Origin of the sequence: Brevibacterium sp. SMBL_HHYL_HB1 (assembly GCF_018208375.1) — a bacterium.
GTDB lineage: Bacteria > Actinomycetota > Actinomycetes > Actinomycetales > Brevibacteriaceae > Brevibacterium > Brevibacterium intestinavium.
Genome location: NZ_CP062936.1, coordinates 4002195 through 4021393, shown reverse-complemented (window position 1 = coordinate 4021393; position 19199 = coordinate 4002195). Strand labels below are relative to the sequence as shown.

General features: G+C 68.6%; 12 protein-coding genes. 5 read left to right on the top strand and 7 right to left on the bottom strand.

All coding sequences use genetic code 11. The annotated features are described in order from the left end of the window. Positions 1–198: 198 nt before the first annotated feature. The 6 genes from IG171_RS19235 to IG171_RS18210 are packed head-to-tail and all read right to left on the bottom strand — an operon-like array spanning position 199 to position 11685. Entirely contained in the window at positions 199–2721 is a 2523-nt protein-coding gene (locus IG171_RS19235) for an MFS transporter (protein WP_249203816.1), read from the bottom strand. After that, positions 2718–6131 (bottom strand): ATP-binding protein, encoded by a 3414-nt coding sequence (locus IG171_RS18230; protein ID WP_212128721.1) that lies wholly within the window; start codon positions 6129–6131, stop codon positions 2718–2720. Before IG171_RS18230 ends, IG171_RS19235 begins: the two co-directional genes overlap by 4 nt. Then, positions 6128–6886, bottom strand: coding sequence for a DUF4194 domain-containing protein (locus IG171_RS18225; protein ID WP_212128720.1), 759 nt, complete (start codon positions 6884–6886; stop codon positions 6128–6130). The genes IG171_RS18230 and IG171_RS18225 overlap by 4 nt, the downstream gene beginning before the upstream one ends. Further along, positions 6883–8346, bottom strand: a complete 1464-nt coding sequence (locus IG171_RS18220) for a DUF3375 domain-containing protein (protein ID WP_212128719.1) — start codon at positions 8344–8346, stop codon at positions 6883–6885. The genes IG171_RS18225 and IG171_RS18220 overlap by 4 nt, the downstream gene beginning before the upstream one ends. 45 nt (positions 8347–8391) lie before the next feature. Next, complete coding sequence (locus IG171_RS18215; protein WP_212128718.1) at positions 8392–11220, bottom strand: DEAD/DEAH box helicase family protein; 2829 nt, start codon at positions 11218–11220, stop codon at positions 8392–8394. Positions 11221–11226: 6 nt separating this feature from the next. Beyond that, positions 11227–11685 carry an MmcQ/YjbR family DNA-binding protein gene (locus tag IG171_RS18210; RefSeq protein ID WP_212128717.1) on the bottom strand — a complete coding sequence of 153 codons (459 nt, stop codon included), beginning with the start codon at positions 11683–11685 and terminating at the stop codon, positions 11227–11229. A 41-nt stretch (positions 11686–11726) separates the two neighbouring features. Here IG171_RS18210 and IG171_RS18205 point away from each other — a divergent pair, with 41 nt between their 5' ends. Continuing rightward, positions 11727–12728 carry an asparaginase gene (locus IG171_RS18205; protein WP_212128716.1) on the top strand — a complete coding sequence of 334 codons (1002 nt, stop codon included), beginning with the start codon at positions 11727–11729 and terminating at the stop codon, positions 12726–12728. Between the two features lie 26 nt (positions 12729–12754). On the opposite strand, the gene IG171_RS18200 is transcribed toward IG171_RS18205, so the two are convergent. Beyond that, positions 12755–13804 (bottom strand): LacI family DNA-binding transcriptional regulator, encoded by a 1050-nt coding sequence (locus tag IG171_RS18200; RefSeq protein ID WP_212128715.1) that lies wholly within the window; start codon positions 13802–13804, stop codon positions 12755–12757. A 307-nt stretch (positions 13805–14111) separates the two neighbouring features. Between IG171_RS18200 and IG171_RS18195 the strand changes: the two genes are divergently transcribed. The 4 genes from IG171_RS18195 to IG171_RS18180 all read left to right on the top strand — a co-directional run bounded on the left by IG171_RS18195 (position 14112) and on the right by IG171_RS18180 (position 19184). Next, entirely contained in the window at positions 14112–15449 is a 1338-nt protein-coding gene (locus IG171_RS18195) for an MFS transporter (protein ID WP_212128714.1), read from the top strand. Position 15450: 1 nt separating this feature from the next. Continuing rightward, the gene (locus IG171_RS18190; protein WP_212128713.1) at positions 15451–15816 is read left to right on the top strand and encodes an L-rhamnose mutarotase; all 366 of its coding nucleotides are present in this window, start codon (positions 15451–15453) and stop codon (positions 15814–15816) included. Between the two features lie 16 nt (positions 15817–15832). Continuing rightward, positions 15833–17002, top strand: coding sequence for an L-rhamnose isomerase (gene rhaI, locus IG171_RS18185; protein ID WP_212128712.1), 1170 nt, complete (start codon positions 15833–15835; stop codon positions 17000–17002). Between the two features lie 145 nt (positions 17003–17147). Beyond that, positions 17148–19184 carry a bifunctional aldolase/short-chain dehydrogenase gene (locus IG171_RS18180; protein ID WP_212128711.1) on the top strand — a complete coding sequence of 679 codons (2037 nt, stop codon included), beginning with the start codon at positions 17148–17150 and terminating at the stop codon, positions 19182–19184. The last annotated feature ends 15 nt before the right edge of the window (positions 19185–19199 follow it).

The following is a 19199-nucleotide window of genomic DNA, read 5'->3' as shown; positions in this document are numbered from 1 at the left end:
CGAACGCCAGGGATGCGCTGGTGCGAACCCCGGCAGGGGTCGCCTCGAGGCGAGGCCTTGACCGCTTCTTCAGTCTAGCCCCGGATTCCCGCGCCGAGGCTGTCCGATTCCTCACGCTCCCGTGCGGGAATACGCTGCCCGAGGCGGCCAGCCCCCACGCACGATCCCTCGTCTCCGGACCCCTCACGTGCGGGCCCCTCATGTCCGGGCCGAGAGCAGCGTCGCAAGGCTGAGCAGACCGGCCATGGCCACCGCCATCATCGGGTAGCCGCCGAGCACCCCGGCCAGGGCCGGCCCGGCCACCGGTGCCAGGGCGGTCCCGGCAGTGATCGGGGCGACGAAGACCCCGTTGACTGCGCCGAAGTTCTTCGTCCCCCAACGGTCGGAGACCGCGGTGGCCTGCAGCAGAGTCATGCACCCGCGAACCGCCCCGGCGACCATGCCGATGCCGATGAGCAGCCAGGTCGGCCCCGGGACGAGGGCCAGCAGCCACAGGCCGACCGCCCCGGCGGCGAAGAGGATGACCGTGCGCAGGCGGGTGCTCGTGTGCCGCTCAAGGCTCGGATACCCGAACCGTCCGGCCACCTGGCCGAAGCCGACGAGTCCGAGCGCCACGGCGGCCAGACCGTACCCGGCGCCGCGTTCGATGATGAGCGGGATGATGTTGATCGTCACCGCGAAGAGGGTGAACGTGGCGATGGCGACCGCTGCCTGGAGGATGAGGAAGCGCGGGGCACGCGTGACCCGGCGCAGCTCGGCCCGACTCGGCTTCTGTTCGCGTGCGGCCGCCTCGTCGGTCCACCTCCGGTTGAGGAAGCCCAGGTTCAGCGGCAGTACCACCACGGCGAGCAGCCCGGCCAAGATGAAATAGGTCGCCCGCCAGCCCGTCTCGTCGATGAGCCAGGCGATGATCGGGGCGAACACCGTCGAGGCCAGCCCACCGACGAGCGTGATCGTCGTCAGCGGCTTCGTCCGCTCGGCGCCGTACCAGCGGGTGACGACGGCGAAGGCCGGCGGATACAGGGTCCCTGCCTGCGCGAATCCGGCGAGGACCCAGGCGAGGAAGAAGACGAAGAGGTTCGGGGCGATGGCCACGAGTGCCAGGGCGAGGACGCCGATGGCCGTGGCCGCACCCATGATCAGCCTGGGACCGTGCGCATCGAGCATCCGCCCGACACCGGGTCCCATCAGCGCGGAGACGATGAGTCCGAGCGTCAGTGCCGCCGTCACCGTCGTGTGGGACCACCCCATGTCCGCCGAGATCGGAGTCACCGCCACCGGCAGCGAATAGTAGAGCAGGCCCCAGCAGACCAGCTCCGCCAGACACAGCGCGGCCAGTCCCCCGCGCGGCCGATCGGTCGTCATCGACCCCATTCGGTCCGGTCCCCGCCTGCGGCCCCGTCCCTCGCCGAGGCGGCCCCACCTCGGCTCCCCGACCGCGGCGGTCAGCCGGGCCAGAGCCGTGTCCCAGGGGATCCGCTCCTGTTCGAGGCGGACGTCCCCCTCGGCCCGGATGCGTTCGAGGGCGCGGGTCTCCGAACCGGTCAGTTCCCGGAACGTGCCGGAGCTGGGTTTCGGCTCGGGCACCCACAGGTCCTCGTGAGCGAGCAGGGTGGCTTCGTCCATGAGCACGGACTCGACATCGGGCAGGTGGGTGCGCAGGCGGTTGAGGATCGCGAACCCGTGTGAGTCGAGGTCTCCCCAGTAGATCACCCGGGCGCCCCCGATCCAGGCCAGCTGCGCCACCGCGTCGACGGCGTAGCCGGAGCCGTGGACGGCCACGGCGGACGGCCAGACCGGCATGGCCAGCACGGTCTCGAGGTTCTCGAAGACGAATACGAGCCTCGGAGAGACCGGCAGGCGGCTGAGCTGGGAGATCGGCGCGGTGATGTCGTCGAGTCCGGACCGGTCGGTGCTCATGGCCGGGTCGAGGATGCGCAGCCGCATCCGGGGTTCGGCATCGAGGACGCTCACGGCGTCGGCGTGCCCGATCCCGTTGAGCAGCGCGGTGACGAGACCTCTGTGGGTTTCGAACCATTTCGAGTCGACCCCGCGGATGGGCAGCTGCCGTGGGCGCAGCGATCCGAGTCGGTGGCCGCGCAGCCAGTCGACCACGGCGATGACGGTGTCGAATCCTGGTGCGGACAGAGAGAGTATCCGCTTCGCCTGCGATCGGATTGCCGCCGCCAGAGGGTCTACCTCGCAATCGACGGAGTCGCCGGTTGCGCCGTCTCCGGTTCGGTCACCGCCGATGCCGGTTGCGCCGTCTCCGGTTCGGTCACCGCCGATGCCGGTCGCGTCCTCGGCATCCACAGGTGCAGTCGCGTTCGCCCCGTCTCCGAGCCGCAGCCGGATCACGGCGGCCCGGTCACGCAGCCTCGCCCAGTCTCGGGCCGTGTCGCCCCCGGCGAAGGCGGCCGCCTCGTCGGGGGTGGTCAGGCGCAGTCGGATCGGGATGCGTTGACGGCCGATGCGGGTCCAACTGCGGTCCTGCCAGTCGATCTCGAGGCCCGCAGTCGTCGCCGTCTCGTCGACGGCCCGCCAGCTCGCTGCCCAGTCGGCGGCGGCTGTCTGGTCGGCGAGCACCTGCTTCTCCGCCGGCGGTCTGAGCGCGATCTCGAGTCGCACCTCGTCCACGGCGTCCGCGGCCCAGGCGGCCATGGATGAGTTCAGACGCTTGCGTGCCCTCGCTCGAGCCTCGGCGACGGAGAGCATGGTCATCGCTCGACGAACTCCTCGGCCGGACTCTGCTCATCATCGGCCCGACTGCGTTCCGACTCGTCCCAGACCATCGTCGAGGTCAGGGTCTTCTGCCGGCTCGGGTTCTCGATCGAGGTGGCCGCGCCCACATAGGGTTCGATGGTCTGCAGCAGCTTCTGCGGGGTGGCAAGCACCATGTGGAATCCGAATTCGATGAAGATGTCCAGCGCCATCCGCGTGTATCGGGTATCGGCCTTGTCGAAGGCCTCGTCGAGGATGATCGTGCCGTACTTCGAGATCGCCTCGTCCGGGTCCGCGAGCTGATAGCGCAGCGCCGCGGCCAGGCAGAAGATCACGAGCTTCTGCTGCTGACCGCCGGACATCGCCGCACCCGAATCGTAGGTGGCATGGGCCCGGCCGTGATCGTCGATCTCCTCGGCGAGGAATGACACATGCAGGCGCGTGTCCAGGCACTGGGTCTTCCACACCTTGTCGACGTGCTCGCTGGAGGCGAACCGGCGCATCACCTCGGCCAGGGTGTCGTACTTCTGCTCCGCGGTGTCCATATCGTCCTCGCCCCAGCTGCCGGCGGCGACGAGGCGCAGATCGGCGATGAAGGCGTTGACGGTCTCCGATCGTCGAGTCTTGACCTTGAGCCGCAGATAGCGGTCCTCGTCGAACTGGGACCGCAGCAGGGAGGAGTTGATCGGGGCGACCCGGTCCTCGATCTCGCGTGGGGCGGCGTGGATCTCGTTGAGCAGTTCGCCGATGAGGTCGCGGGAGCGCTGCTGCAGCAGCTGCCGGAACCGGTTCTCGTGATCGGGAAGACCATGGGCTTCGATCTCATCGAGCATCGCCAGATACGCCCGCCGGTCCTCGACCTCGGCCGTGAGCTGGGACGACACCGACGGCCATGCGGCCTTGAACTCCGCGGCCAGACGGGTCACGGACTGTCCGGCCCGGCTCGCCTCCGCCTGGGCCCGGTCCTTCTCCTCCTGCAGCGCCTGGGACACCTGCTGGCCCACCTCGGCGAGGTTCTCGCGTCGGATGCTGCGTTGGATCTTCCGGAACCTCTCGTCCAGCTGCCGGACGAGGTCGTCCTCGACCTCGGGGATCCGGCCGGCGCTGACATCGTCGTCGAGCCGATCGATGCCCGACCGCAGGCTCGCCGATTCCTCACCCGCCCGGCGCAGGACGTAGTCGGCTTCGGTGCGTGCGGCCTCGGCGGCGTCCTTGGCCGCCTTCGCCTCGCGTTCGGCTCCGATCGCCTGCTGGAGGTCACCGTCGGCGGCCTCGAGTTCGGCCAGCTGCCGCTCCAGGGTCTCGACCAGTTCGGCGGCCCCCACCCGGTCGACGTCCCTCCAGGACTGTTCGCGGATGCCGGCGAGGATGCCTCGGCGGCGGTGGACCTGAGCGGCTTCGGCATCGGCGGCGGCCACGATCTGCTCGGCGGCGGCCAGTTCCGTCTGGGCCTGCTTGAGGGAGTCGATGAGGGCTTCGAGCTTGGCCTCACGGTCGCCGAGGACCCATTGGCTGCGATCGTCGAGGCGCCTGCGGTCGTCCTTCTCATACCGTGTCCGCGAGGTCTTGACCTGGCCCTTGACGGTCACGGCACGCGGGTGGTCGTCGAGTTCGTCGGGGTGATCGACGCAGGCGAAGTCGAAGCGTTCGGACAGGGTCGCCCGCACCCAGTCGCCGAACCCGGTGTCGGACACGCGCACCTTGTTGACCAGGGACTTCTCACTGCCGACGGGGCGCGGAGAAGGCACCTGGTGTGGGATCTCCTCAAAGACGAGGCGACCGCGGATTCGGTGGGCGTCGACCCAGGTGCGCACGGCGGTGAGATTCTCCGCGCGGACGAGGACGGTCAGGGCCATGGGACGCAGCACCCGCTCGATCGCGCCGGTCCACCGGGCCTGATCGGGATCGACCTCGATGAGTTCGGCGGCGAAGGGCAGCGCTTTCTCGCTCAGTCCGGTGCCGGCGGCGAGCTCGGCCCGGATCGCCATGAGGTTATTCGGCACGGTCGACCCCGAACGGCGCAGCGACTCGATCTCACCCTCGAGCTCCCGGACCCGGGCGCGGGCGGTCGAGAAGCGATCGTGATCGGCGTGGCTGGGTCCGGCGACCTGGGTGTCGTCGTCGAGGCTGGTCGCGATCTGGGCCTGGAGTTCGGCGAATTCCGCGGCCGTGGTCGGGGCGGAGTCGATGCCGGCCTGTTCGAGTTGGCGAGCCAGCCCGGCCCAGCGCTCGGCGATGGCTCGGCGTTCGGTCTCGGCGGCGGAGATGCGCTGCTGGAGGTGCTCGGCCTCCGAACCGCCGAGCTCGAGCGTCGCGCGTCTGGCCAGGTCGTATTCGTCGACCGCGGCGTCATAGTCGCGCCTCGCCCGGTCGGCGGTGACCTCGAGTTCGACGATCTGCCGGGTCAGAGCCGAAAGATCAGACCGGAGGATGCTCAGTTCGCGCCGCTTCTGATACGGCAGCAGGGACTCGCTCAGGGCGATCGCTTTCGCCGCGATGTCATTGGCGGTCTCGAAACCGGACGCCGCCTCCCGCAGCTGCAGCAGATGATCGCGCTGTTTGCGCAGCTGCACGACATGGTCGTGGGCGTCCTTGAGGTCGCCGAACTGGGCGACGGCGGTCTCGGCGAGGTCGAAGGTCACCGGAGTCTCGAGCATGTGGTCGCGGAAGAGCCGGTCGAGGCTGTCGAGGCTCTTGGCCGACTGCGTCTTGTGCAGCAGTTGGAGCGCGGACTCATCGGCCATGCCGAAGGTCTTGCGCATCCGGGCGTAGAACTTCCCGTGGGAGCCGTTCGAGGTGACCACCGCATCGGGGTGGTCGGCCTTGAGCTTGCGGGTCTCCAGACCCGACCGGGCGTAGTGCTGGAGGTCGGCGAGGTCGAGTTCGGCCCGTTCCCACACGCACGCGTCGGACAGGTCGCTCGTCTTCGTCCCCGATCCCTTGATGAAGAACAGCCGGGCCAGCGACAGCGGTCGGCCGCTGCCGTTGTCGTAGCGGAGGATGATCCCGCTCCACGTGGCGCGCGGGCGCAGATACTTGCTGACGACCCTGTCCTCTTCGGAGTCGGCCGTCCGCGTCCACGCTCCTCGGACATAGCTGACGAGGCTGCGTTGGTCGAGGCGAGCACCCGCCGTCTGCGCGGCGACGTTGAAGCGCAGCCATTTGTCCGGGGTCAGGACCGCGGCGATGCCGTCGAGGAGCGAGGATTTGCCCGATCCGGACGGTCCGGTGATGAGGTGGCCCTTGTGGGAGACGGGGATGCGGTGGATATCGGCGTCGAAGGTGCCCCAGTTCGCGATCTGGATCTCCGACAGCCGCCACTGGCTGCCCACATCGGGTCGGTTCGCACCGCGGGCACGCGCCTGATCGGCGACGAATGCGGCATCGAGCGGGAAGAGCGCCTCGGTCACGCTTCCTCCTCTCCGGTGGTCTCCTCCGGCGCGTCGGCCTCACCGGCATCGGTCTCAGCGCCGGTCTCGCCCGCATCGGCTGCGGTGTCGGCCTCACCTGCGTCGGACTGACTTGAGGCGATGCGCTCGTAGACGTCGATGAGTTCGCGCACCCGGTCCTCGTCGATGAGGAACTTCACCATCGGTGAGATCTCGAAGCGGTCCTCACCGGCCTTGTGGAGGACGCGCAGCCGGTTGCTCATCCGGGACCAGGAGCCGTTGAGGTTGCGCTGGAACGTCGACTCGTCGCCGGTGCGGTAGATCGCCAGCCGCTCATAGACCTCCTCGCGGTCGACGATGACGCGCTTCTCCCCGGGAGCGGCCAGCAGCAGCTGGCGCAGCACGAGGAGCATGGCCGTGTCGAGGAAGGTCAGGCGTTCGCTGCGCACGGCCGCCGGTGCTTCGATCTCATCGGTGACGATCTTGCGGGTGAAGGCGAATTCGTCGACCGGGTCGATGACGAGGTCGAGGAACAGCTCGTGGAGTCGGGACCGGACGAGTCCTTCGTCGGCAATCAGAGCCGACCACAGCTGGGGACTCTGCACCCCGGAGACATAGGGGCCCTTGAGCAGTTCGAGCAGCACTCGTCGGGTCCGCTCCCCCAGTGTCCCGGTATCGCCGAACCAGAGGGCGCTGGGATTGTGCTCGACGCCGGCCTCGACCGGCGCGGCAGAAGTCTCGGAGGCGGTCGCTTCGGTGTGATCGGTGCGGCTCATAGGGTGATGCCTTCAGTGAAGTAGTGGCGGCGGATCGTGGCGGTGCGGGCAACCCCGTCGACACCGGACCAGATCAGGGTTTCGACCCGGCCCCCGTCGACCTGCCCGTACGTGCCGGCCAGGGACAGCAGACCGACGACGCTGGCCAGCCCCTGAGTGGCGGGGAACCGGTCGAGCACCTCGGCGACGGAGGCCTCGGCGGCGGTGGAGACGACGGAGTTGATGTTCTCGGTGAGTTCGGCGAAGTCGATCTCGGACTCGCGGGCCACGGCGACGAGTTCGGCGAAGTCGACTTCGGACTCGGCTGCCTCGTTCAGTTCGGCACCGGCGTCGAACTCATCCGGGTCATGGAGGATGACCTCGCCGATGCTGCCCAGAGACACACTCGAGAGTTCGAGGTCGACGCCGATCTCGTCATAGGGTCTGCGCACTTGGGCGACGGGCGCGGCCGCGGCCAGCCCCTCCTGCAGGAGGGTGCGCATCACGCGATCACGCTGGAATTCGTGGGAGTGGACGTAGCGGCGCAGACCACGGGCGAATTCGGTGAGGATGTCCGAGACCTCGTGGGAGCCGTCCTTCATCTGCCGCATCAGGGTGCGCAGCGAGCGGCGGGTGGCAAGCGACAGGGTGGCGGAGAAGTCGCGGTCGAGGATGGCGGCGATGTCGTCGTCGAAGGCCGCGGACTGTTCGGGATCGCGGACGAGGGCTGAGAAGGCCGAGAACGTGCGCCCCTCATCGGAGGATTCGATGAGGTCGACGCCCCGGAAGACCTCGTCGAGGACCTGGGACTGGGAATCCTCGGCGGCGAGGATCGAGATCCGCAGCTCCTGGTTGAGTTCCTCGAACCGGGCGCGCACCCGGGCGAAGTCGGCCGGCAGGCCCTGCGCCTGCTGGAGGATGTCGTTCACACGTTCGTTCGCCCGCCTCCGGTCGAGGACCACCGAGCGCGGGTCACCGCGTCTGACACGGGCGATCTCGGCGTCGATGCGGTCGCGTTCGGCGCGCAGAGCGGCCAGCCTGCGCGAGCTGTCGGGGTCGGTGTCGATGGCCAGCTGACGCACGGATTGGGCGAGGCTGACCAGCCGGGACTCGGTGGCAGTCTGGGGTGGGGTGCGCAGCTGCTCGAGCATGCGGATGGCGTCGAAGCCGGCCGCTGAGAGCTCATAGGTCTCGCCTCTGGCCGAGGTGGCCGGCCGCCGGACGAGGATCTCCGCCCGCCGCCAATCGTCACAGTAGGCCTTCGCCGTCCGCAGCGAGAGGTCGAAGTGGTCACGCAGCTCCTCGAGGTCGGCGTCGATGCTCTCGTGCAGGTCCTCGGTGCTCATCCGCGTCCCGGGCCGTCCCAGGTGGGCGTCGAGGGTCCCGGCCATGACCGCGAGGTTGTCGGCCCTGAGCATGCGCAGAGTGGCATTCGACTCGAGCAGCCGCCGGTAGGCGAGCGCGGAAGACAGGGCTGACATACGGACCATTCTCTGCGCCGAGGCACCGCCGTGCCAACTCGCCGGTCAGCGCCAGCGCAGGCGCAGCACCGATGTCAGCCCCCAGGGGTCGCTGCCGCGCACGGCCGCCAGCGTTCCCGCTCCTTCGGGATTGCGGGTGTAGACGGGATCGCCTCCTCCGATCCAGGTGTCCCAGACGGCAGCGAAGGCCACCGCTCTGGCCTTCTTCGTGCCCAGCACGCTGGGCACGGGCACCCAGTTCGGTGCGGTCCGGTGAGCCGAACCGGTGCCCCACCGCATCCGGGTCCACCAGCCGCGCAGGCCCGGCGGCTGAGCGGGCAGCCGCCAGCACGGCAGGAGGTAGCGGGGATCGGCGATCGGTGACACCGCTTCATCGAAGGCGTGGGCGAAGACCTCCGCCGAGGCGGGGTCCGCATCGAGATGACACCGCAGGTCGCCGCGGGCGTCGATGCGCATCCGCACCGCATCGGCGCCCGCCGTGCTCAGATCGAGTGCGTGCAGCGCCTCGGCGATGGCGGACCCGATCTGCGCGACGGTCGGGGTGTTTCCGTAGCGGCGGTGCCGCCGCTCGCCGACGATGCTCAGGACGATCGGCAGGGCCGCCAGCAGTCCGGCGGCGACGGCGGCGAAGACCCACAACGCCGCCCCCGAGGAGAGGACCGCGGCCACGACCGCCAGCAGGCCGACTGTCGACCAGCCGACGATCGTCGCCGGTCGCAGGGAGAAGGGAAGAAAAGCGCCGGGGTCGCCGTCGCGGTTGCGCGGTGTCGGGCTGATCCCCTCGGTCTCCTCACCCGCCTCGGCGAGGGCATGCGGCGAACCGGACCCGACGATGCGCACCGACCGCAGGGTCTCATCGCGGTAGTCGGCTCCCACCTCCCATCGGCGGGCCACCTCGGCGCGGGCCTGGGATCGGGTGGTCATCCGGGCGTTGATCGCGTCGATGTCGTCCTCGGGCGGGTGGAAGGCCGAGAATGCGGGGTCGATATGGGCGACGCCGTCGACGATCTCCCCTTCGGCATCGGTGCCGAAGAAGCCGTCGTGTTTGCGGACGAGCCGGTCCCAGTCCCGGTCGCCTCGCGGATGGTCGGGGCTGATGCATACGACGGTCCAGTTGAGCGCGACCTTGTCCGCCCAGTTCGGGTCCTCGCGCAGCGCGCGGCCGCGGGTCTGGGTCACGGCGGTCGGGGTCGTCGCGGTCGTGAGGTCGATGAGTCCGGTCACGGCCGGTGCGTCCCATCCCTCGCCGAGCAGTGCGCGGGTCCCGATGAGCACGTGGGAGGCTCCGGAGTCGAAGAACTCGGTCACGTACGGCACCCAGGTCCGGCTGGTCCAGCCCCCGTCGAGGCGGCTGACACCGGCCACGGGATCGGTGATGTTCAGGCGGGAGGCCAGCGCCTCGTCCGCGGCGGCGACCGTCTCCCTCAGCTCTTCCAGGACCTCTGGGGCACCGGCCACGGTGCGGCCGGAGACGAGCAGCGGTCCCAGAGCGGCCGTGGTCGGGTCGGCGAGGAGGGTTTCGAGGGTGAGCAGCGCCGAGCCGGAGCGTTCGTCGAGCACCGTTCGGACATCGGCGGACAGTGTCGCCGTGACCGATTCGAAGTCGCAGAGGATGAGTGTGCGCAGGTGCTGGCCGAGGGCGGCGGCCTCGGCGGAGACGATGTCGACGCAGGCGAGCGGCTTCGACGCCGAACGCGCCAGCACGCGGTCGGTCGGGCAGCGGCCCGGTGCGATCCCGTTGCGGGTCCATCGGCAGCCGATCGCGGGCAGTGTTCGGCGGATCGCCTCGGCGAGTTCGCGATCCGACGGTTCCTCGGAGACCAGAAGGTGGTGGCGCATCCAGTCCTCGATCAGTCGGGCCCAGTCATCGGCATCGGGGTCGCGGCGGTGCTGTTCGCTCAGGCGGGCCCCGGGCGGCAGACGCAGCAGATCGGCGTGGTGGAGTCGCAGCGCCGCATCGCAGAGTTCGGGTCGCTGCCTGCTCAGGGTCTGCCAGCTCACGGCCTCGGCGCGGGCGCCGAGGAACCTGCGGTCCATCCATTCGAGGAACCCGATCGAGCCCTGCTCGGGGTCGAGGATTCCGGTGATGAACTCGGTGTGGCGTTCGGCCTGGGCCGACAGCCAGCCGTCTTCGGCCCGGGTCGGCTCGGTCACCCATACGAGGTCGGCGAACGGAACCAGGTCGCCTTCTTTGACCAGGGCCGGGATGGCGGCGGAGTAGCGGACGGCGGAGAAGAGCTCGGAGACGAGGTCTCGCTGCTGCGCGGTCATCGTCGCCGGCGGGGTGGCGGTCAGTCCCAGCACCCAGACATCGGGGAGCAGTTCGAGCAGGTCGGACAGCAGTCGACCCCAGACTTCGAGCAGGTGGTGACATTCGTCGAGGATGAGCAGCATCGGGCCGCCGGCGACGAGTCCGTCGACGAGGTCCCTCCCGCCGGGCGCGAGTTCGCTCAGCAGACTGCCGCCGGGTTCGCGGTCCTCGTCGAAGACGGCCAGCGATTGATAGGTCAGAGCGGTGAAGACGCCGTCGAGGTCTCGGCTCGTGCCCGCCCGGCCCCAGTCGCCGGCGAGCCGGTCCCACGTCGATGCCCACTGCCCTTGGATCGCGGTATTCGGACCGAAGGCGACGACCTGTTCGACCAGACCCTGCGTCAGCAGGTGCTCGGCGTGGTCGATTCCGACTCGGGTCTTGCCCGCTCCCGGAGGCAGGACGATCCACGAACGGCGCTGCCCGGTCTCGGCCGATGCATACAGAGCCTCCAGCGCCTCGCCCTGGTGACGGCGCAGAGGCGGCGCGTCCGGCTGCTGTCGCGCGTCCGGCCGCGGCGGGCCGGGACGCGGCGGGGGCGGTCCGGTCGTGTTCTCAGGCGCCACTGTCGCTCACTCCTCGCGGTCCCTTCCGCCGAAGCTCACCGGGTCCACCGGCCGATCCTTCCGCGGCAGCTTCGCCACCACGAGGCAGTAGGACTCGAGCACGAGATCATGGAGCAGCTCGGCATCGAGGCGGACCCCGTCGCTCGTGCCGCCGGCAGTCGTCGAGGCACCGGCACCCTTCCCGACCCCGGCATCCGTCGAGGCACCGGCCACCGTGATCCAGTGCAGCTTGTTCATGTGGTAGCCGGGCGTGATCTCGGCATAGGCGTCCCGCAGCACCTCGCCGTCGAGCGGATCGATCTTGAGGTTGAGGCTCGGAGTCCCCCGCAGCTCATAGGCCATCATGAACATCTTGCCGCGCACCTTGTACACCGTGTACTCCGGTCCGAACGGATGACCGACCGCGACAGAGGGGTACTTCATGGCCTGTTCGTGGGCCACGCGGAGCACGGTGTCGGGGTCCATGCGTGGAGACTAGCAAACGGCGCTGACGTTAAACTCGTCCCATGCCTGAGAGCTCATCGCACACCGCCCCTCACCTGCTTCTGACCGCCCTCGGCGGGACCATCGCATCGACGGCGAACGCCACCGGCGGGGTGGCCCCGGCGCTCGGGGGTGCCGAGCTGGCCGCGGCGGCCGGTCTCGATGGGATCTGGCCGGATCTGCAGGCCGACTTCACCCAGGTGGCTCAGGTCTCGAGTGCCAATGTCACCCTCGAGATGCTCTTCGACGTCGTCGACCTCGCCCGCAGCTCCGCCGCCGACGGTCTCGTGCTCACTCAGGGCACCGACACCCTCGAGGAGTCCGCGTTCGGTCTCTGGCTGCTCAATGACTCAGACGTGCACATCGCCGCCACCGGTGCCATGCGCAACCCCACCCTGCCCGGGGCCGATGGACCGGCGAACGTCAGAGCCGCGGCGCTGACGGCACTGTCGGACCGAGTCGGCGACCTGCCGGCGAGCCTCGTGTTCGATGACGAGGTCCACGACCCGCGGTTCGTCACGAAATCGCATGCGACCTCGACGGCCGCGTTCTCCTCCGGCCCGGTGCTCGGAGCGATCGGCTGGCTGAGCGAGAACACGCTCCACCTCCCCCACGCACCGCAGACCTCGCCCTCGCCGTTCGCGGGCCTGCCCCGGCCCGAACGGCTGAAAGACATCGCCCTCGTCGAGGTGGGGATGGGCGAGCCCGAGCAGACGCTCGAGCTCATCGCCGGGTCCGGATTCGCCGGTGCCGTGATCTCGGGAGTCGGCGGCGGTCACGTGCCCGAGTCCCTGCTGCCCGCCGTGACCCGCCTGGCCGAGGCGATGCCGGTGGTCCTCGCCTCCCGAACGGGGTCCGGGGCGAGCCTGAAACGCACCTACGGCTATCCCGGCGGCGAGATCGGTCTGCTCGAGGCCGGACTCGTCCCGGCCGGAATCCTCGACGCCCGCAAGGCACGCATCGTGCTCACCCTGGCCCTGAGCTTCGGACTCGACCCCGCCGAGGTGTTCGCTCACTTCGCATGAGACGCTGGCTCGTCCGCCGGAGACGCCTACTCGTCCACCGGGGGCGCCGATCCGTTTGCCGGATCCGTCCGCACCGGCCGGGTCGATTCCCGGACGACGAGCTCGGGCGTGAATTCGCGGTCGTGGTGGACGTCCGAGGTCGAGGCGTTCTCCTGCAGCAGGGTTTCGACGGCCGTCCGGCCCAGCAGCTCGGCCGGCTGGCGCACCGAGGTCAGCGGAACAATGGTCGAGAACGCATAGTCGATGTCGTCGTAGCCGACGATCGCGATGTCGGCGGGAACGCGCAGGTCGCTGAACATGAGGACCGCCTGCATGAACCCGACGGCCAGCAGGTCGTTGGCGCAGAACACGGCATCGGGCCGCTGGTCCTCGGGCAGCCCGACGATCGTCCTCCCGACGTCCCGACCAGCCAGAATGGTCAGCTGCTCGGTCTCGTACACCGGCAGCGTGAGCCCCGAGGCCTCGGCCCGCTCTCGTGCTCCGGCCAGGCGGTCGGCAACCTGCGGCAGAGACCGCGGACCGCCGATGAACACCGGGGATGCGCAGCCGCCCGCGATGATGTGGTCGAGCGCCATCCGGCCGCCGGCGACATTGTCCACCGTCACCGACGACAGCGCGTATCCGGTCGAGGCCCGGTCGACGAGCATCACCGGAGTGCCGCGGGCGGCGATGGATTCGAGTTCGGACAGGTCGGCGCCCGTCGGCGTCACGAGCAGCCCATTGACCCGGTGTTCGGCGAAGAGCTCGAGATACTTCGACTCCCGTTTCTCGTCGGTGCCCGAGTCTCCGATGAGCAGTGACAGACCGGCCTCGTCACAGGCGTGTCCGGCACCGTGGGCGACCGAAGCGAAGAACGGGTTCGCGGAGTCGAGCACGACGAGACCGAGGCTGCTGCTGTGACCGGATCTCAGCTGCCTCGCTGCGGCATTGCGCACGAAGCCGAGCTCGTCGATCGCCTCATTGACCTTCTGCGCGGTCGCCTCGGCGACCTTCGACGAACCGTTGACCACGTGGGAGACGGTCCCCACCGAGACTCCGGCGCGCTCGGCGACTTCGCGCATACTCACCTTGGCCATGAGTCTCCTTCGTCATCAGTGCCCGGGCCGTCGACCACCGGGAGCGGGAACATGTCTCATTGTGCCCGAAATGCCCGGCACGGTCGCCTCGCTCGCCGCTCGTGCCTCCTGCCGCTGACCTCACTCGCCGCTGGAGCCGCCGTCCATCGGCATCTCTTGATGTGATCTCGACTACATGGTAGTGTCCCCACCAGCAATATTGAAACGTTTCAATCCATCATCGGAAACGAAGCTTTCACCACACCGCCCACGAAGTCACCAGAGACCGATCGCTGCGTCGCGATCACCGATCCCTTCGGAGGAACTCATGAAGGACACAACGACGTCGTCCAAATGGAAAGCCACGGTCGCCGTGGCGATGTCGAACTACATCGAGGCCGGTTCGATCATCGCGATCGCCACCAGCATCAGCCTGTGGCAGACCGAGTTCGGACTCGACAGCATCGCCGTCGGCCTGCTGTCCGCCCTGAGCGCCAATGCCTTCGGCGCCGCCATCGGAGCCGCCATCGGCGGACCGCTCTGCGATCGCTACGGCCGCAAATTCATCTACACCTATGACCTGATCCTCTACATGTTCGGCACGCTCTTCGCCGTCTTCGCGTTCAACTTCGGCTCACTGCTCCTCGGCTTCGTGCTCACGGGAATCGCGGTGGGCGCCGGTGTCACGGCCGCGTGGACCTACATCGCCGAGGAAGCCCCCGACGGCCGCCGCGCCGGACACGTCGGAGTCGCCCAATTGGCCTGGTCGATCGGCCCGATGATCGGCTTCCTGCTGGCCGCCCTGCTCGAGCCCATGGGACTGCTGGGCTCGCGGATCATCTTCGCCCATCTGTTCGTCATCGCCTTCATCACCTGGTGGGTCCGTCGCGGACTGAGCGAATCGCGGCGCTGGAGTCAGAAGCAGTCGAATCCGCGCACGGTCGGCACCTACCGCGGCATCTTCGAGATGTTCACCAAGAAGAAGAACATCACCGCACTGCTCTTCCTCATCGGCGTCTACGGACTCTGGAACACCGTGGCCGGACAGGCCGGCATCTTCCAGCCCCGCATTTACGAGGCCACCGGTCTCACTGACGCCCGTTCCCAATACCTCCTGCAGGTCCTCGTCTGGGGACTGACCAGCGCCGCCACCTTCTTCGGTTTCATGCGCTACGGCGACAAGGTCTCACGTCGCTGGCTCTATGGATTCGGCGCCGGACTCGGCATCGTCGCCTGGGCCGTGCTCATCTACGGTCCCGCCGGCTGGTTCTCGCTGCTGACCTTCGCCATCGGCTGGGGCATCTCCTCGGGACTGGGCGCCCAGGCCTTCTACGGTCTGTGGGCGGCCGAGCTCTTCGCCACCCGCTACCGCGCCTCGGCCCAGGGTTTCATGTTCATGATCGTGCGCGTCATGGTCGGCGTGCTCTCGCTGTGGTTCCCCCTCATGCTCGAGAAGACCGGTATGCACGGCGTCGGCGTCCTCATCCTCGGCCTCCTCGTCGCGGCCCTGCTCATCGGCATGATCTGGGCCCCGAAGACACAGAACAAGACGCTCGAGGAGATCGAGATCGAACGGTACGGACGTCTCCTCGACGCCGACCACGCCACCGAGGTGGCCGAGGGCAACCTCCGCACGGACGGAACCCCCGCGGTCAGGGAGTCCTGAGATGGAGCGCGTCTGCTTCCGCATGCAGGTCGATCCGGCCCGCATCGATGAGTACATCGCCGCCCACCGCCAGGTGTGGCCGGAGATGCTCACGGCACTCGAGTCGACCGGCTGGACCAACTACTCCCTGTTCGCCGACTCCGCGGGAATGATCATCGGCTACCTCGAAACCGAAGACTACGAGGCCGCCCAGCGCGGAATGGACCGCACCGAGATCAATGCCGCCTGGCAGCAGTCGATGTCACCGTACTTCGCCGCCGGAGGGTCCTTCGACGAAGGCCCCGAGCGACTGCGCGAAGTCTTTCACCTCGAGGACCAACTCGCGACCGCGCCGCACCGCACACGAACAGCACCACCGCAACAGTAAGGAAACACTCACAGCCATGAGCACCTCCCGCACCTTCGCAGACATCACCGATCAGCTCGCGGCGCAGGAGATCGAACTGCCGTCCTGGGCCTTCGGCAACTCCGGGACCAGGTTCAAGGTCTTCGGCACGCCGGGCACGCCGCGCGATCCCTTCGAGAAGATCGCCGACGCCGCCAAGGTCCACGAGCTCACCGGACTCGCTCCGCAGGTGGCTCTCCACATCCCGTGGGACCTGTGCGACTTCGCCGAACTGGATGCCCACGCGCGCGGCCTCGGTGTGCGCCTGGGCACCATCAACTCGAACACCTTCCAGGACGATGACTTCAAGTTCGGGGCGCTCACCCATGAGGACGAGCGCATCCGCACCAAAGCCATCGAGCATCATCTCGAATGCATCGACGTCATGGACCGCACCGGATCCCGCGACCTCAAGATCTGGGTGGCCGAGGGATCGAACTATCCCGGCCAGGCCGATATGCGGGGACGCCAGGACCGACTGAACGACTCGCTTCGCACCATCTACGACCGCCTCGGCGAGAACCAGCGGATGGTGCTCGAGTACAAGTTCTTCGAGCCCTCGTTCTATCACACGGATGTGCCCGATTGGGGCACGAGCTATGCCCAGGTCGCGGCGCTCGGCGACAGGGCTCTGGTGTGCCTCGACACCGGCCACCACGCTCCGGGCACGAACATCGAGTTCATCGTCATGCAGCTGCTGCGCTTGGGCAAGCTCGGCTCCTTCGACTTCAATTCCCGGTTCTATGCCGACGATGACCTCATCGTCGGGGCCGCCGATCCGTTCCAGCTCTTCCGCATCATTCACGAGGTGATTCGCGGAGGCGGCCTCAACAGCCCCGATATCGCGTTCATGCTCGACCAGTGCCACAACGTGGAGAACAAGATCGAAGGCCAGATCCGATCGGTGCTCAATGTCCAGGAGATGACCGCGCGGGCCCTTCTGCTCGACACCGAGGCCCTGACAGCGGCACAGCGAGCCGGCGATGTCATCGCCGCCAACGACATCTTCATGGATGCCTTCTACACCGATGTCCGCCGCGATCTGTCCGAGTGGAGAGCCGCACGCGGTCTGCCGGCCGATCCCATCCACGCCTTCCGCGACTCCGGATACCAGGAACGGATCGCCGCCGACCGCATCGGCGGCACCCAGGCCGGCTGGGGCGCCTGAGCCAGTCGCCCCTGCCGCGGGCGCCTGACCCCAGCTTCGGGCGCCTGCCCTGCCCCGCGGGCACCCGCCCCGCGCCGCCGGCGAGCCGACGCTCGGCTCGGTTCCCGCTCCCACTTCGCCAACCGTCTCAGCCCCGAGGAGAACCATGATCAATCCGACAGTGCACGAACTCATCACCCGCTCGAACTCGCTGGGTGCCGACCGCCGCAACACGAACTACGCCGGAGGCAACACCTCGGCCAAGGGCACCGATGTCGACCCGGTGACCGGTGAGGACGTCGCCCTGCTGTGGGTCAAGGGCTCCGGAGGCGACCTCGGCACCCTCACCCCTGAAGGGCTGGCCGTGCTCAGGCTCGACCGGCTGCGGGCGATGGAGAGGACGTACCCGGGTGTGGACCGGGAGGACGAGATGGTCGCGGCCTTCGACTACACCCTGCACGGCAAGGGCGGAGCCGCCCCGTCCATCGACACCGCCATGCACGGCCTCGTCGACGCCGCCCACGTCGACCATCTCCACCCCGATTCCGGCATCGCGATCGCCACGGCCGCCGACGGTGAGGAACTGACGAAGCAGATCTTCGGCGACAAGGTGGTCTGGGTCCCCTGGCGCCGGCCCGGCTTCCAGCTCGGTCTCGACATCGCAGCGATCAGACGGGAGAACCCGCAGGCCGTCGGCACCATCCTCGGCGGTCACGGGATCACCGCCTGGGGAGCCACCTCGGCGGAGTCCGAAGCCAACTCCCGCTGGATCATCGACACCGCGGCCGACTACATCGTCCAGCACGGCCGCCCGGAGCCCTTCGGCGCCGCGCGTGCCGACTATTCCGCCCTCCCGGAGGCGCAGCGCCGCACGAAGGCCGCGGCCCTGGCACCGCATCTGCGCGGTCTCGCCTCGAGGGACCGAGCGATGGTCGGTCACTTCACCGACGACGAGGCGGTGTTGGAATTCCTCGCCGGAGAGAAGCTGACCGAACTGGCCGAACTCGGCACGAGCTGCCCCGACCACTTCCTGCGCACGAAGGTCAAACCCCTGGTCATCGACCTGCCCGCGGATACACCGGCCGAGGAGATCATCGCCGCCCTGCCCGAACTCCACGAGTCCTACCGGGCCGATTACGCCGCCTACTACCAGCGTCACGCGCAGTCGGACTCACCGGCGATGCGCGGAGCCGACCCGGCCATCATCCTCGTCCCCGGCGTGGGCATGTTCTCCTATGGAGCCGATAAGCAGACCGCGCGCGTAGCCGGCGAGTTCTACCTCAACGCGATCAACGTCATCCGCGGCGCCGAAGCGCTGTCGACCTATGCCCCGATCTCCGAGGCCGAGAAGTTCCGGATCGAGTACTGGGCGCTCGAGGAGGCCAAGCTCAAGCGCAAGCCCGCACCGAAGCCGCTGAGCTCCCGCGTCGCCTTGGTCACCGGGGCCGCCAGCGGCATCGGCAAGGCCATCGCCACCCGTCTGGCCGCGGAGGGCGCCTGCGTCGTCATCGCCGATCTCGACCGGGACAAGGCCCGGTCCGTGGCCGCAGAGCTCGGTTCGACCGATGTCGCGATCGGGGTCGCGGCCGATGTCTCCGACGAATCCGGTGTGCGGGCGGCGCTGACCGAGGCGGTGCTCGCCTTCGGCGGCCTCGACCTCGTCGTCAACAACGCCGGACTGTCCCTGTCGAAGTCCCTGTTCGAGACGACGGAGGCCGATTGGGACCTCCAGCACGACGTCATGGCCAAGGGCTCCTTCCTGGTGTCGAAGAACGCCGCGAGGATCCTCGTCGACCAGGGTCTCGGCGGAGACATCGTCTACATCTCCTCGAAGAACTCCGTCTTCGCGGGACCGAACAACATCGCCTATTCCGCGACCAAGGCCGATCAGGCCCACCAGGTCAGACTGCTCGCCGCCGAACTCGGTGAGCACGGCATCCGGGTCAACGGGATCAACCCCGACGGGGTCGTCCGGGGTTCGGGCATCTTCGCCGGAGGGTGGGGCGCCCAGCGGGCGAAGACCTACGGCATCGACGAGGAGGACCTCGGCAAGTTCTACGCCCAGCGCACCATCCTCGGCCGCGAAGTGGTGCCGGAGAACGTCGCGAACGCCGTCTATGCCCTGTGCACCGATGACTTCTCGCACACGACCGGCCTGCACGTGCCCGTCGACGCCGGCGTCGCAGCGGCGTTCCTCCGGTGACGGACGAAGAGCCGC

Excerpts from the sequence above, each read along its gene's own strand:
- IG171_RS19235 (WP_249203816.1), bottom strand. The coding sequence starts at position 2,721 with ATGACCATGCTCTCCGTCGCCGAGGCTCGAGCGAGGGCACGCAAGCGT.
- IG171_RS18225 (WP_212128720.1), bottom strand. The coding sequence starts at position 6,886 with ATGAGCCGCACCGATCACACCGAAGCGACCGCCTCCGAGACTTCTGCC.
- IG171_RS18220 (WP_212128719.1), bottom strand. The coding sequence starts at position 8,346 with ATGTCAGCCCTGTCTTCCGCGCTCGCCTACCGGCGGCTGCTCGAGTCG.
- IG171_RS18210 (WP_212128717.1), bottom strand. The coding sequence starts at position 11,685 with ATGGACCCCGACACCGTGCTCCGCGTGGCCCACGAACAGGCCATGAAG.
- IG171_RS18205 (WP_212128716.1), top strand. The coding sequence starts at position 11,727 with ATGCCTGAGAGCTCATCGCACACCGCCCCTCACCTGCTTCTGACCGCC.
- IG171_RS18200 (WP_212128715.1), bottom strand. The coding sequence starts at position 13,804 with ATGGCCAAGGTGAGTATGCGCGAAGTCGCCGAGCGCGCCGGAGTCTCG.
- IG171_RS18195 (WP_212128714.1), top strand. The coding sequence starts at position 14,112 with ATGAAGGACACAACGACGTCGTCCAAATGGAAAGCCACGGTCGCCGTG.
- IG171_RS18190 (WP_212128713.1), top strand. The coding sequence starts at position 15,451 with ATGGAGCGCGTCTGCTTCCGCATGCAGGTCGATCCGGCCCGCATCGAT.
- rhaI (WP_212128712.1), top strand. The coding sequence starts at position 15,833 with ATGAGCACCTCCCGCACCTTCGCAGACATCACCGATCAGCTCGCGGCG.
- IG171_RS18180 (WP_212128711.1), top strand. The coding sequence starts at position 17,148 with ATGATCAATCCGACAGTGCACGAACTCATCACCCGCTCGAACTCGCTG.